Below are 13,761 nucleotides of genomic sequence, written 5' to 3'. Positions count from 1 at the left end.
ACATCGCCGTGCCCGCGCGAAAGGACAGTCTCCGATATGAACACCACACGCCTGTCGGGCTGGTTCGTGACGACCTGCTCTTCCGGACAGGAGTGCTCGCAGCTCTGGCCGCGGGACCGGCCCACGCGGAGGCGCCCACCGACACAGCGCGTGTCGACCAGCGGGCCGCCACCTTCGCCCGGGAGCAACTCGCCGCCGCACACGCGCCGGCCGCGGCGTTCGCGGTGGTCCGCGACGGTCGCGTCACCGCCTCGGGAGCCGTGGGTGACCGGGTTTCGACCTCGACGCCCTTCCTGCTCGGCTCGCTCAGCAAGTCGTTCACCGCTCTCGCGGTCATGCAGCTCGTCGACCGAGGCACGATCGACCTCGACGCTCCGGTCACGCGCTACCTCCCATGGTTTCGGACCGCCGATCCGGACGCGGTCCTCACGATCCGGCAGCTGCTCGACCAGACCAGCGGGCTGCCCACCTCGGCCGGCACCGTCGACCTCAACACACCAGACGTCACGCTGGAACAACGCGTCCGCGCGCTGGCCGACGTGCACCTGGTGAGCACGCCGGGGAAGACCTTCCACTACTGCAACAAGGACTTCGCCACGCTCGGGCTGGTCGTCCAGCAGGTCAGCGGCCAGCCCTACGCCGACTACGTACGCGACCACATCTTCGGCCCGCTGAGGATGACGCACAGCTACACCGATCTCGCCGCCGCGCGCGGGGACGGACTACCCGACGGATCGTCGGTGTGGTTCGGAGTCGACGTCGCCGGGCGCACCCCGGCGTTCCCGGGAGCGCTGCCCGACGGGTACCTGATCTCGACCGCCGAGGACATGACCCACTACATGCAAGCGCAGCTTGACGGCACCTTCCAGGGGACCCGGATCGTGTCGGCGGCGGGCCTGAAACTGATGCACAGCGCCTCGACCACGGTGACAGCCGACGACGCGATCCCCGACAGCGACGGCTACGGGTTCGGATGGGGCGTCGGGACCCTGCACGGGCAGCCCGTCGTGTCCCACGAGGGCGACACGGCGACCTTCTCCGCCAACCTGGGCCTGCTCCCCGACCAACGGGCTGGCCTGGTCGTGCTCACGGCGTACAACGGTGTCCTGTTCGACACCGCGGGCGCGTACGAAGGCGCGCTGTCCATCCTGACCGGTGCGACCACACCGCAGACCAGCCACGTCTTCCTGACGACCTACGGCCTGGTCGACCTGGTGGCCGCGCTGATCCTGCTCGCCATGGTGGTGTCGGTGATTCGCCTGGTCCGCCGCGCGCGGCTGCTGCCCGGACGCGTCGCGAAGCGGGGTGTCACTCGTGCGGTGATCGTTCCGACGGTGGTCAGCCTCCTCGCCGCCGCCGCGGTGTACGCACTCGTCTTCTTCGGCCTCGGCGCGACGATGGGCGCCGGCGGGGCGATGCCGATCTCCACCGCGTTCGGGTACGCGCCGGACATCACCGTCGTCGTCCTGGCGATCATCGCGTTCCTCACCGCACGTGGGCTCTCGGTCCTCATCCTCGGCCTGACCGCCCTGCCGCGAGCGAGGAACATGCGCCACGCCTGACCCGGCCAGCCTCAGGCGGACGGGTTCGGCGCGGCCGGGCGGATCATGCCGATCTCGGTCCGGGTCTCGTCGTGCGGCAATGGCTGCCGCTCCCCCGTCTCGACGAAGCCCAGCCGGGCGTAGAGCCGCTGGGCGGAGGTGTTTCCCTCGGCCAGCCACAGCCGCACGTCGGCCGCCCCGACCTCCCCCGCCCACCCGACGACGGCCTCGACCAGCGGGTCGCCCACGCGCTGACCGCGGGCGGAGGGGCGTACCCACATCCCCACCAACTCGATCGCACCCGGCGTCCAGTCGGGCTGGTAGCCGCCGGCCATCCCGATCGGCGGAAGGTCCGGATCGGGCCCGTACGCGAGGAACATCACGGACGTCCGGCCGAGCCGGCCCCGCCAGTCGGCCTCGGTGAAGGCCACCTCACGGGCGTAGGTCGAGCCGAACGCCATCGGCGCCTCCTGCAACGCCTCCAGGCGGACGGGTCGAAGCTCCTGCCAGTCGTCCTCGTGCAGACGCCGGACGCGCACCTCGGCCACGCCGTCGCCGGCGCCGTCGTTCCCGGCCGGCATGGACTCCGCGTGCTGATCAACGTTGGTCACGGCGAGCATCCTCGCAGTCCGCCGACCGCGCCGGCGAGCGGCTATCGTGGTCCCGTGCGTACGTCGTTCCGACTTCTTGGTTGGTGGGCCGCCTAGGGCGGCCCGATCTCGCGTACCCGCGACCCAGCATCCACGGCCGTCCCAGCGAGGGCGGCCGTTTTTCGTGCACACGGTGACCTCGCCCGGGCGGCTTCGACCCGAAAGGCAGCACCGATGGCCCGCACGATCTTCTCCGGCATCAAACCCACCGGCCACCTCACCCTCGGCAACTACCTCGGCGCCCTGCGCCGGTTCGTGGACGTGCAACACGAAGCCCGCTGCGTGTTCAGCGTGGTCGACCTGCACGCCCTCACCGTCCACCACGACCCGGCACGGCTGCGCCGGCTCACCCGGGAGGCCGCGACCCTCTACCTCGCGGCCGGCCTCGACCCGGCGGTCTGTGTGGTCGCCCGGCAGAGCGACATCCCCGCCCACACCGAACTCGCCTACCTGCTGGAGTCCACCGCCTACGTCGGCGAACTCAACCGGATGATCCAGTTCAAGGAGAAGGGTCGCGCGCAGCCGGGGACCCGCGTCTCGCTGTACACCTATCCCGTCCTGATGGCGGCCGACATCCTGGCGTACGGCACGACCGAGGTGCCCGTCGGCGACGACCAGCGCCAGCACCTCGAACTGACCCGCGACCTCGCCGTCCGCTTCAACCGGACGTACGGGCCGGTGTTCGTCGTACCGGAGATGAGCCACGCGGTGGTCGGCGCGCGGGTGATGGACCTGCAGGACCCGAACGCCAAGATGAGCAAGGACGCCCCGGACGACGCACCCGGGTCGGTGCGGCTGCTGGACGCGCCCGACGTCGTACGCCGGAAGGTGATGCGCGCGGTCACCGATCCGGGTCGGGAGGTCAGCTACGACGTCGAGCGCAAGCCAGGCGTGGCCAACCTCCTCGACATCCTCGCCGGATGTGTGGGCGAGACGGACCTGCCGGCCCTCGCGAGCCGCTACTCCTCCTACGCCACCCTGAAGCGGGACACCGCCGACGCGGTGGTCGCGGTCCTGGAACCCCTGCAGAAGAAGTACGCCGAACTCGAGACGGACCCGGCCTACGTCGACGCGACGCTGCGACTCGGCGCCGAACGGGCCCGCGACCTCACCACACCCACCGTCGCCGCCGCCCGGGCGGCGATGGGTTTGTGAGTGGCCGAGTCCCCGCATCCCGTTGAACCACGCGCGGTTCTCCGGGACGATCAGGGCATGGTGCTGAGCAAGGGCCTCGCGCGTTTCAACCGAGTCGTCACCAACCGGATCACGGGCCGGATCGCCGGCTGGGCGCCGGGGTTCGGCTTCGTCGTGCACGAGGGCCGGCGTTCGGGTCGCCGCTACCGGACGCCGGTCAACGTCTTCCGTCGAGGCGACGGCTACGTCGTCGCCCTGACGTACGGACCGACCACCGACTGGGTGAAGAACGTCCTCGCGGCGGGCGGCTGCGAGCTGACGACCCGGGGCCGGACGGTGCGGCTGCGGGCTCCCCGAATCGTGCACGACGAACGCCGCGACGACATGCCGGCTGTCGTCAAGGTGATCCTGACGCGGGTCGGCGTCTCCGACTTCCTGTACCTGCGCCGCGCGGACGGCTGAGGCGCGCCTCGGTCAGTCGACCGACGCGGCCAACTCGCGCGCCCGGTCGCGGGCCGCCTCGATGGCGTCCAGGACCGCCGCGCGGACCCGGTGACTCTCGAGCTCCCGGATCGCGCTGATGGTGGTTCCGCCCGGGGAGGTCACCGCCTCCCGCAGGGTGACCGGGTGCTCACCGGACTCCCGCAGCATGACCGCCGCGCCGAGGGCCGCCTGCACGATCAGGTCGTGGGCGACCTGCCGGGGCAGCCCGAGCAGGATTCCGGCGTCCGTCATCGCCTCGACGAGGTAGTAGAAGTACGCCGGCCCCGAACCCGACAGGGCCGTCACGGCGTCCTGCTGGGACTCCGGCACCTGGATCGTCTCGCCCAGCGGGCGCAGCAGTTCCTCGGTCAAGGTCAGGTGCTCGGCGCTGGCGTGCGAACCGGCCGAGATGGCGCTCATCGCCTGGTCGACCAGAGCCGGCGTGTTGGACATGACGCGGACCACGGGGGTCGACTCGGGCAGCCGCTTCTCGAAGAACGACGTCGGCAGCCCGGCGCACAACGAGATGATCAGTTTGCCGGAGGGTACGCGGGGCCCCAGGTCCTCCAGCAGGGTCGCGGCGTCCTGCGGCTTCACACCGATCACCAGGACGTCGGCCTGGGCGGCGGCCTCGGCGTTGGACAGGACCCGGACGCCGTAGCGCTCGGCGAGCTGCGCCCGGCGTTCGGGGCGGCGAGCCGTCGCGATCAGCCTGGACGGCGGCCAGCCGGCTCGAAGCAACCCCGACAGGATGGCCTCGCCCATCTTGCCCGCGCCGACCATCGCCAGGGTGTGCTGTCCCGCACTCATGGATCTTCCTTCCGTTCGTTACCGCCGACCGTGCCTGCGCTCCGGTGCGCCCCCGTGGGTGCGCCCCCGTGGGTGCGCCCCCGTGGACACCTCCGTGGGCGCCTCCGCGCCGCCCACGTCCGTCAGGACCGGGTGAGGAGCGACCGGACGAAGAATCCGGTGTTGGCCGGACGCTCGGCCAGCCGTCGCATCAGGTAGGCGTACCACTGGTCGCCGTACGGCACGTAGACCCGGACCGTGTCCCCGAGCGCGACCAGGCGCAACTGCTCCTGGGGCCGGATGCCGTAGAGCATCTGGAACTCGTAGCTGCCGCGGGACCGGTCGTGCCGCATGGCGAGGGCGCTGGCGATCTCGATCAAGCGGGGGTCGTGGGTCGCGACCATGGGATACCCCTGCCCGGCCATGAGGATCTTCAGGCAGCGAACGAAGGCGCGGTCGACGTCGTTCGGCTTCTGGTAGGCGACGAACGGCGGCTCGTTGTAGGCGCCCTTGCACAGGCGCACCCGGGAGCCCTCGTGGGCGAGGTCACGGCAGTCGGCCTCGGTGCGGTGGAGATAGGCCTGCAGGACCGCGCCGGTCTCGGGGAAGTCGCGGCGAAGCTCGTGCAGTACCGACAGCGTCGAGTCGACGGTCGTGTGCTCCTCCATGTCGAGGGTCAGGGTGGTGCCGGCGTTCTGGGCGGCGAGCGCGATGGTGCGGGCGTTGTCGAGCGCGATCTTCTCGCCGTCGGCGCCGAGCGCCCGGCCGATCGCGGAGAGCTTGACGGAGACCTCGGCGCCGCGGGTCAGCCCAGCGCGGGACAGTCGCTCCAGCAGCGTGAGGTAGGCGTTCGTGGTGCGCGTCGCCTGCTCCCGGTCGAGGGTGTCCTCGCCGAGGTGGTCGATCGAGGACTGGAGCCCGTCGGCGAGCAACCGCCTGGCCGCCTCCACCGCCTCGTCGGCGGTCTCTCCCGCGACGAAGCGGGACACGATCGCCGAGGAGACCGGCATCGTGGAGACGAGCTTGCGTAGCCGCTCACTGCGGGCGCCGGTCAGCAGCGCCTGGCGTAGCACCACCCTGGCCTCCCATACGTGTGACCACGATCCTGTCGCATCCGGGATCTTGTCGCATGCCGTCGGCACCGTTCGACCAGCCCTGTCAGGCTACGCCCCACGGTTGGTGGCCGATCATGTCAGCGGGCGTCCTGCGGGTGCCGAGGGGGCACCAGGCGCAGCAGCACGTCGTCGAGTGTAAGCACTCCGGTGGTCGCGCCCGCAGCGTCGTCGATTCGCGCGAGGTGGCTCGCCCCGTCGCGAAGGGCGGCGAGCACGTCTACCAGGGGGGTGGCGGAGGAGATCGCCGGCAGCGGCCTGACCTGGCTGGTCGACAGCGGCGCGGAGCGCTGGTCGGCGGTGTTGGCGAGGACGTCCTTGAGGTGGACGTAACCGGACAGAACGCCTCGCACGTCGCGGCGCGGGAAACGCGAGTGCCCGGTCCGCGCGGCGAGTTCCTCGACGTCGGCGGGCGTGGCGTCCGCGCCGATCACCACCACGGAATCGAGCGGGATCGCCACGTCCCGCGCCGTGCGTTCGGCGAACGACAGTGCCTCCGCGGTGAGCCGGTGCTCGTCCTGGTCCAGAAGTCCCTCACGGCGCGATTCCGCGAGCAGGTGAGCGACCTCCTCGTGGGTCACGGCGTCGGCCACCTCGTTCTGCGGCTTGACCCGGACCACCCACAAGACGGCGTTGGCGATGCCGTTGAGCCCGGTGATCAGCGGCCGGGTGGCACGGACCATGGTGCCGAGCACCGGGCCGAGCGCGAGGGCGGCCCGGTCGGGTGCGGCCAGCGCGAGGTTCTTCGGCACCATCTCGCCGATCACCACGTGCAGGGCGACGACCACCAGCAGGGCGACCACGACGGCGACCGGGTGGGCCATCGCCTCCGGCACGTTCACCGCCCCGAACCAGCCCTGCAGCACGTGGGCGAGCGCCGGCTCGGCGACCGCGCCAAGACCGACGGTGCACAGGGTGATGCCGAGCTGGGCGCCCGCCATCATCAGGGTGACCCGCCGGATCGCCCACATGGTGGCCCGGGCCCGCCGGGAGCCCTTCTCGACGAGCGGTTCGATCTGGCTCCGGCGTACGGACACCAGGGCGAACTCCGCACCGACGAAGAACGCGTTCGCGAGCAGCAGCGCGACGGCGACGACCAGCAGGCCGAGGTCACTCATCGCCGTCACCTCCGAGGTGAGCCTCCACCGGGATCCGCTCGATGCGTACCTCGTCGACACGGTGGCCGTCCATCCGCACGACGGTGATCCGCAGCCCGTCGACGGCGACGGAGTCGCCGGTGCGTGGCACCTGCCCGAGCTGGTGCGAAACCAGGCCCGCGACCGTCTCGTAGCGGCCCTGCGCCTCCGGCAGCCGCACCCCGATCCGTGCGTGCAGCTCGTCCGGGCGCAGCAGGCCGGAGACGACCCAGCCCCTGGCGGTGCGCTGGAACGCCGGCTGCGGGACGTCGTGCTCGTCGGACACCTCGCCGACGATCTCCTCCACGACGTCCTCGAACGTCGCGATGCCCGCTGTTCCGCCGTACTCGTCCAGGACGACGCTCAGCTCGGTCCGCTGGTCCCGGAGCGCCCACAACACCTCGTCCAGCGGCGCGGTGTGCGGGACGCGCAGTGGCGGACTGGCCAGGCCGCCCACCTGGGTCGACGACCGCCGCTCGAGCGGCACCGCGATCGCCTGGCTCAGCTGGATCACGCCCACGATGTCGTCGAGGTCGGTCCCCGCCACCGGGAACCGGGAGATGCCGTGGACGCGGGCGAGATCGATCACCCGCTGGACCGGGTCGGTCGCGAAGACCCAGACCAGCCGGGTACGCGGTGTGAGGACGTCGCGGGCCTGCTTGTCGTCGAACCGCAGCATGCGTTCGACCAGGGCGGCGGTGGCCGGCGGCAGCGAGCCGGACTCGGCGGAGGATCGGACGACCGAGACCAGCTCGTCGGGGGTCCGGGCCGAGGCGAGCTCCTCCTGCGGCTCGACGCCGAGTAGTCGGACGATCCGGTTGGACAGGGCGTTGAGCCCGAGTGTCAGCGGCTTGGTGGCCGTGGTGAAGGCCCGCTGCGGCACCTGGACGACCCGCGCGACGGCGAACGGGTGGGCGATGGCGAGGTTCTTCGGGACCAGCTCCCCGATCACCATGGTGGCCACCGTCACCACGGCCAGCGCCACGGCGAGGGAGACCCCGCCGACCGCGCCCTTCGGCACGCCGAGGGCGGTGAGCGGGCTCCGGAGCAGGTGGGCCACCGCCGGCTCGGAGAGCCAGCCGACGGCGAGGTTGGTGAGCGTGATCCCGATCTGGGCGCTCGACAGATGGGTCGAAAGGGACCGAACCGCGCTCTGGACGCCGCGGGCGCCCGGGACCTTTGCCTTCGCGGCGCGCTCGACGGCGGGCCGGCTTACGGTCACCAGGGAGAACTCGGCGGCTACGAAGAGGCCGCAGACGAGCACCAGTAGGACCGATGCGCCCACCAGCAGTCCGGTCACCATCGGCGACCCTTCGTACTGCTATCGACGCATCGTGACACCGGAGCCGGTGAGGAGCGTTGTGAGCCTTCCATGTCCTTCTGTCTCGCGGTTCACGATTGATGCCACATTCATCGCCAGTACGGCAACAGGTCCGAAGACCATTCACACACAGTACGTCGTGGGTCGCTGATCTTACCTGTTCTCCCTGTACCGAAGCGGGGGCGACGGACTTCGTGCCCTGATCGCGATCTCAGCCGCCTTCGGGGGTGTGCCGGTCCAGGAACGTGTAGACGTCGGTCTCGTCGACCCCCGGGAAGGTGCCGGTCGGGAGTACCGCCAGCACGTGGGAGTGTGCCCGGGCCGAGGGCCAGGCGGCCCCCTCCCAGCGCGCGGCGAGGTCGGGCGGCGGGTTGGAGCAGCACGGTCCCGTCGGGCAGCGCGAGACGGCCCGGTTGCTGGTCTCCCGGCCACGAAACCACCGGGACTCCTCGAACGGCACGCCCAGCGTCACCGCGAAGTGCCGCTCGCGGCCCGGGTCGACATGCGCGACACACCAGTGGGTGCCGTCGGGGGTGTCGGTGTACTGGTGGTAGGCGGAGAACCGGTCCGCGGAGGCGAAGACCCGCCGCCCGGCCCAGCGTCGACACATCCGCTGCCCCTCGATCGCGCCCGTCGAGTCCGCCGGAAAGAGCAGGCCGTCGTTCTCGTAGGCCTTGTAGATGGTGCCGGCCTCGTCGTTGCGGACGAAGTGGCAGCGCAGATCGAGGTACTTCGTGGCCAGGTTGGTGAACCTGTGCGCGGCCATCTCGTACGACACCGAGAACATGTCGCGCAGGTCCTCGACCGCGAGATCGCGATCGGCCTTCGCCTGCACGAGAAACGGTGCCGCCTCCAACTCCGGAACGAGCACGGCCGCGGCGAAGTAGTTGGCCTCCACGCGTTGGCGGAGGAAGTCGGCGAAGTCGCGCGGCTGCTCGTGGCCGAGGACGAAATGGCCGACCGTCTGCAGGAGAATTCCGCGCGGCGTGTGCATTCCGAGCGACTCCCGCCGCAGGTAGATGCGGCGGTTGCGCAGGTCGGTGATCGAACGCACCGAGCGCGGCAGGTCCTCGGCGTACCTCACGCTGAACCCGCAGTGCATCACGATCGCCGCCGACGACGCGTCCGACAGTGTCCCGCCTCGGTAGCCGACGGCCTCCAACGTCCGGACGGCGACCTTCTCGATGTCTTCGAAGTAGTTGCCGCGTTCGCGCATCTGCCGGCGCAGGTCGGCATTGGCGATACGGGCTTCCTCCGGAGTCGCGGTCGGTTTGGTGTCGCGGCGCTTGAGTTCGTCGTACAACGCACTCAGATGTTCGAGAACCTCCGTGGGCACCCGCGGACCGACCCGTAGGTGCGGAAGGTCGAGTTCCTTGTAGAGCGGGTCGCGTTGCGCCTCCTCCAGGGCGATCTCGAGTTGCGCGCGCCGACTCGGCGGGTCGGTGGAGAGCAGGTCGTCGACGGGTACGTCGAGAACCTGGGCCAAAGCCTTGATCAACGAGAGTTTCGGCTCCCGCCGACCGTTTTCCAGCAGCGAGAGCTGCGAGGGAGCACGCCCGACTCGTTCACCGAGTTCGGCGAGTGTCATGTGTCGGGTACGCCGGACATGCCGTAATCGTTGGCCAAAGGTCGCGAGATGGATATCTGTTGGCACGTTCGAAGATCCCTTCTGTTCGAAGGAGGTCTCGACTTCATGCTAGGAGAAGAAACGCGAATGTTTCGTCGGACGTTCTCCTCCGCCCCTCCCGGCTTCGTCCGACACTCAGGGCGGAAGCACATCCGAAGGAGGGGGACCACGATGAGACGGAGCGAGACGCCTTCGCGCGCGCGCAAGGATGTCGCGGCGGAGGAGCCCGCACCCACCAGGTCCGAATCGACCGGGAACGCCCAGGCCGGCGCCGAACCCTCAGCTCAGGGCAATGGTGATCGGCACGTCGACCGGCTCGTCCGCAAGGAGGCCGAAGAGCTACGGCGCGCCTGGGAACGCGATCCACGTTGGAGCGGCATCACCCGCGACTACACCGCCGAGGACGTCGTACGGCTACGAGGCTCGGTGCAGGAGGAGCACACGCTCGCCCGGCTCGGCGCCGAGCGCCTCTGGCGGCTTCTCCACGAACGCGACTACGTGCACTCGCTGGGCGCGCTCACCGGCAACCAGGCCGTGCAGCAGGTACGCGCCGGCCTGCAGGCCATCTACCTGTCCGGTTGGCAGGTCGCCGCCGACGCCAACCTCGCCGGCCAGACATATCCCGACCAGAGCCTTTATCCCGCGAACTCCGTGCCCCAGGTCGTCCGCCGGATCAACAACGCCTTGCTGCGGGCCGACCAGATCACCTGGGCGGAGGGCGACGCCGAGGCGCCGCACTGGCTCGCCCCGATCGTGGCCGACGCGGAGGCAGGTTTCGGTGGCGTCCTCAACGCGTTCGAGCTGATGAAGGCAATGATCGCCGCCGGTGCGGCCGGGGTGCACTGGGAGGACCAGCTGGCCTCGGAGAAGAAGTGCGGTCATCTCGGTGGCAAGGTGCTGATCCCGACCGGTCAGCACATTCGTACGCTCAACGCCGCCCGGCTCGCGGCGGACGTCTGCGGCGTTCCCTCACTGGTGATCGCGCGGACCGACGCGCAGGCGGCGTCGCTCGTCACGAGCGACGTCGACGAGCGTGACCGGGCGTTCGTGACCGGCGAACGGACGGCAGAGGGCTTCTACCGGGTGCGGAACGGGCTGCCGGCCTGCATCGCACGCGGCCTCGCCTACGCGCCGTACTCCGAACTGTTGTGGATGGAAACGTCGAAACCCGACCTCGACGTGGCGCGGGAGTTCGCCGAGGCGATCAAGGCGGAGTACCCCGACCAGATGCTCGCCTACAACTGCTCGCCGTCGTTCAACTGGAAGAAACATCTCGACGACGGGACGATCGCGAAGTTCCAGCGCGAACTCGGGGAGATGGGCTACACCTTCCAGTTCATCACCCTGGCGGGGTTCCACGCCCTGAACGAGTCGATGTTCGAGCTCGCGAAGGGGTACGCACGCGATGGCATGACGGCCTACGTCGCCCTGCAGGAGCGCGAGTTCGAGTCGGAGAGCGCGGGCTACACCGCCACCCGGCACCAGCGCGAGGTGGGTACCGGCTACTTCGACCTGGTGAGCACCGCCATCTCGCCGCAGTCCGCGACGACGGCCCTGTCCGGGTCGACCGAAGAGGAGCAGTTCACCTCGGGGAAGCAGTGAGTCCCGCGGCTCGCGGCCGCTGAGACCCGCCGGCCCGAAGTCGGGTGACCGGCTCGGCGGGCCTCGCGGACAACGGAGTGACGAAGGGGCGTCAATGCGATATTGACGCCCCTTCGTCGTTGTCTGGTTGCCTGTGGCCGGCCGCGCCACCTCGGCTCGGTCCGCGTACGCCCCGAAGCTCAGAGCAGCTTCGGAAGCGGCGCCTTGCGCAACGCGGGTTCGACGATGATCGCGTACCCGGCCTGGCCCCTACGGTTGGGGTGGTAGGACTCGTTGATCGGGTTGGACAGCCCGTTGAGCCACTCCGTGTCCGCGCACACCAGGTGACTCGCGAACGCCGGCCGCGCGTCCACGAACCCGAACCCGTGCGCCAGCGCGCGCTTGCGGATCGTCACGGCGAGCAGGTCGGCGGCGGCGTTCAACCGTGCCTGCTCCCCCGGGCTGAAGCGCGCGACGAGGTTGCACTGCTCGCCGTTGAACAGCCGCGGGTAGCCGACCACCGCCACCCGGGCGTTCGGCGCACCCTTGCGGATCGCGGAGTAGAGCCGGTCCAGGCGTCCGGGCAGGGTCTTCTTGATGAAGGTCGTCGCCTGGTCGAGCTCGTGGCCGCAGCTGATCGGCCAGGGCAGCCCGCAGCTCAGGAGGACGTCGGCGAATCCAGCGTCGTTCCCACCCGCCGAGACGGTGACGTACGTCGTCCTGGCGTTCAGGCCGGCGAGTTGGCGCTTCTGCACGTCGGCCACCGTCGCGCCCGCGCACGCGGCGAAGGTCAGTTTCGCGCCGAGCCGAGCCGCGTTGAGGACCGGATAGCTGTACGGCGAGCGCCGGCAGGCACCACTGCTGCCGTAGTAGGTGCGGGTGCCCAGCCCGGAGGTGTAGGAGTCACCCAGCGCGGTGTAGGTGGGCGCGGCGGCCCGGGCCGGCAGGCCCGTCGCCAGCAGAGATCCCGCACCGAACCCGAGGACCAGCAGGACCCTGCCCAGTCGTGAACCCAGTCGTGAACCCAGTCGTGAACCCAGTCGTGAACCCAGTCGTGAACCCGGTCGTACGCCCGGTTGTGAACCCAGTCGTCGCCGCAACGCCACCACCCCGAACCCTCGTCAGGTGATCCCCACAGACGCCAGGTCCCGGCGTCGCGCACAACGCTCCGGACCAGACCACGATGCCGCGTCCAGAATGCGGGGAAGGCCGCTCGCCGAACGGCGGATAAGAAAACTCTCATAAACCCGCGCCGACCGGCCGGACCCTTTTGTCCGACCCAACCGCCCGTCCGTGATCATTACTGATCATGACTGATTTCAGGCGCTGTGCGACCCGCACAACCTCATGATCATGAAGATCGGGAGAGAAGGGGCGGGAGCGGCGGAAGCGGGCGGGAGTGCGGCGGGGGACGCGAGGGACAGCCTCAGCTGGTGACGCCCGGCCCGACCGCCTCGATGGTGCCGTCGGCGGTGACGGCGTACGACGGAACCACCGGCGCGGCGAAGCTCAGCCGGGCGAAGGCGAGCGCCTCCACCAGGTCGGCCTCACGCTCGGACCGGCTGGCCGCCCGCCGGGTGTTGATCTCCAGCACGATGCTGCCGGTGAACCCGCGCCGGGCGAGCAGTTCGAGCACCTCGGCGCACCGCTGGTTGCCCCGGCCGGGCACGAGGTGCTCGTCCTTGTTGGAGCCGCTGCCGTCGGCCAGGTGGATGTGGGTGAGCCGGTCACCCAGGTCGTAGGCCATGTCGTAGGCGTCCACCCCGGCGGTCGCCGTGTGGGACAGGTCGAGCGTCACCTCGGCGTAGTCGAAGTCCCGTGGGTCCCAGCCGGGCAGGTAGGCCTGAAGGCCCTGGCCGGCCGCCTTCCACGGAAACATGTTCTCGACCGCGAAGCTGATCCCCGTCTCCTTCTGGCGCTTGGCCACGCCCGCCACGAAGTCGCGGGCGTAGTCGCGCTGCCAACGGAAGGGCGGGTGGACCACCACGACCGAGGCGCCGAGCTCCTTGGCGGCCTCCGCGCTGCGGTCGAGCTTGCCCCAGGGGTCGGTGCCCCAGACCCGCTGGGTGATCAGCAGGGTCGGCGCGTGGATCGAGACGATCGGCAGCTGGTGGTAGTCGCTGAGCCGGCGCAGGGCGTCGACGTCCTGGCTCAGCGGGTCGGCCCCCACCATGACCTCCACCCCGTCGTAGCCGAGGCGTGCCGCGAGCTCGAAGGCCGTGGCCGTCGACTCCGGGTAGACCGAAGCCGTGGACAGGGCGATTCGGGCGTCCGGAACCCGTACGACGGCATCCTTACCGCGCACGTGGGTCTGGGGATCTGCGGACTGCACGGCCCCAGCGTACGGCCCGTGCCATCGCCCGGCCCGGCGACTGTGGATTGGCCGC

General features: G+C 70.3%; 12 protein-coding genes. 4 read left to right on the top strand and 8 right to left on the bottom strand.

Annotation, left to right across the window (positions count from 1 at the left end; translation table 11 throughout):
• Positions 1-8: 8 nt before the first annotated feature.
• Positions 9-1,562, top strand: coding sequence for a serine hydrolase (locus HEB94_RS17405; protein WP_192750868.1), 1,554 nt, complete (start codon positions 9-11; stop codon positions 1,560-1,562).
• A gap of 11 nt (positions 1,563-1,573) precedes the next feature.
• Here the strand turns inward: HEB94_RS17405 and HEB94_RS17400 are convergent, their stop codons facing one another.
• On the bottom strand, positions 1,574-2,152 hold the full coding sequence (locus HEB94_RS17400; RefSeq protein ID WP_337917752.1) for a GNAT family N-acetyltransferase: 579 nt from the start codon (positions 2,150-2,152) through the stop codon (positions 1,574-1,576).
• A 213-nt stretch (positions 2,153-2,365) separates the two neighbouring features.
• On the opposite strand from HEB94_RS17400, the gene trpS reads away from it, so the two are divergent.
• Positions 2,366-3,346: a tryptophan--tRNA ligase gene (gene trpS, locus HEB94_RS17395; RefSeq protein WP_192750867.1), complete on the top strand. Its 981-nt coding sequence runs from the start codon at positions 2,366-2,368 to the stop codon at positions 3,344-3,346.
• 57 nt (positions 3,347-3,403) lie between these two features.
• Positions 3,404-3,787, top strand: coding sequence for a nitroreductase family deazaflavin-dependent oxidoreductase (locus HEB94_RS17390; protein ID WP_192750866.1), 384 nt, complete (start codon positions 3,404-3,406; stop codon positions 3,785-3,787).
• A 12-nt stretch (positions 3,788-3,799) separates the two neighbouring features.
• Here HEB94_RS17390 and proC read toward each other — a convergent pair whose 3' ends face one another.
• The 5 genes from proC to HEB94_RS53565 form a co-directional block, all read right to left on the bottom strand.
• Complete coding sequence (gene proC, locus HEB94_RS17385; protein WP_192750865.1) at positions 3,800-4,618, bottom strand: pyrroline-5-carboxylate reductase; 819 nt, start codon at positions 4,616-4,618, stop codon at positions 3,800-3,802.
• Between the two features lie 122 nt (positions 4,619-4,740).
• Entirely contained in the window at positions 4,741-5,673 is a 933-nt protein-coding gene (locus tag HEB94_RS17380; RefSeq protein WP_425550404.1) for a proline dehydrogenase family protein, read from the bottom strand.
• A 116-nt stretch (positions 5,674-5,789) separates the two neighbouring features.
• Positions 5,790-6,827: a hemolysin family protein gene (locus tag HEB94_RS17375; protein WP_192750864.1), complete on the bottom strand. Its 1,038-nt coding sequence runs from the start codon at positions 6,825-6,827 to the stop codon at positions 5,790-5,792.
• Positions 6,820-8,148, bottom strand: a complete 1,329-nt coding sequence (locus tag HEB94_RS17370; protein ID WP_192750863.1) for a hemolysin family protein — start codon at positions 8,146-8,148, stop codon at positions 6,820-6,822. Before HEB94_RS17370 ends, HEB94_RS17375 begins: the two co-directional genes overlap by 8 nt.
• 229 nt (positions 8,149-8,377) lie before the next feature.
• On the bottom strand, positions 8,378-9,820 hold the full coding sequence (locus HEB94_RS53565; RefSeq protein ID WP_192750862.1) for a helix-turn-helix domain-containing protein: 1,443 nt from the start codon (positions 9,818-9,820) through the stop codon (positions 8,378-8,380).
• A 144-nt stretch (positions 9,821-9,964) separates the two neighbouring features.
• Between HEB94_RS53565 and aceA the strand changes: the two genes are divergently transcribed.
• Entirely contained in the window at positions 9,965-11,395 is a 1,431-nt protein-coding gene (aceA, locus tag HEB94_RS17360) for an isocitrate lyase (protein WP_238361553.1), read from the top strand.
• Between the two features lie 179 nt (positions 11,396-11,574).
• Here the strand turns inward: aceA and HEB94_RS17355 are convergent, their stop codons facing one another.
• Both HEB94_RS17355 and HEB94_RS17350 read right to left on the bottom strand, forming a co-directional pair.
• Positions 11,575-12,474, bottom strand: a complete 900-nt coding sequence (locus tag HEB94_RS17355) for an SGNH/GDSL hydrolase family protein (protein WP_238361552.1) — start codon at positions 12,472-12,474, stop codon at positions 11,575-11,577.
• Between the two features lie 326 nt (positions 12,475-12,800).
• Positions 12,801-13,679 carry a TIM barrel protein gene (locus HEB94_RS17350; protein ID WP_192756504.1) on the bottom strand — a complete coding sequence of 293 codons (879 nt, stop codon included), beginning with the start codon at positions 13,677-13,679 and terminating at the stop codon, positions 12,801-12,803.
• Positions 13,680-13,761: the final 82 nt, after the last annotated feature.

Origin of the sequence: Actinopolymorpha pittospori, assembly GCF_014873875.1 — a bacterium.
Classification (GTDB): Bacteria; Actinomycetota; Actinomycetes; order Propionibacteriales; family Actinopolymorphaceae; genus Actinopolymorpha; species Actinopolymorpha pittospori.
The sequence above is the reverse complement of the archived record's forward strand: the minus strand, read 5'-3'. Positions and strand labels throughout refer to the sequence as shown.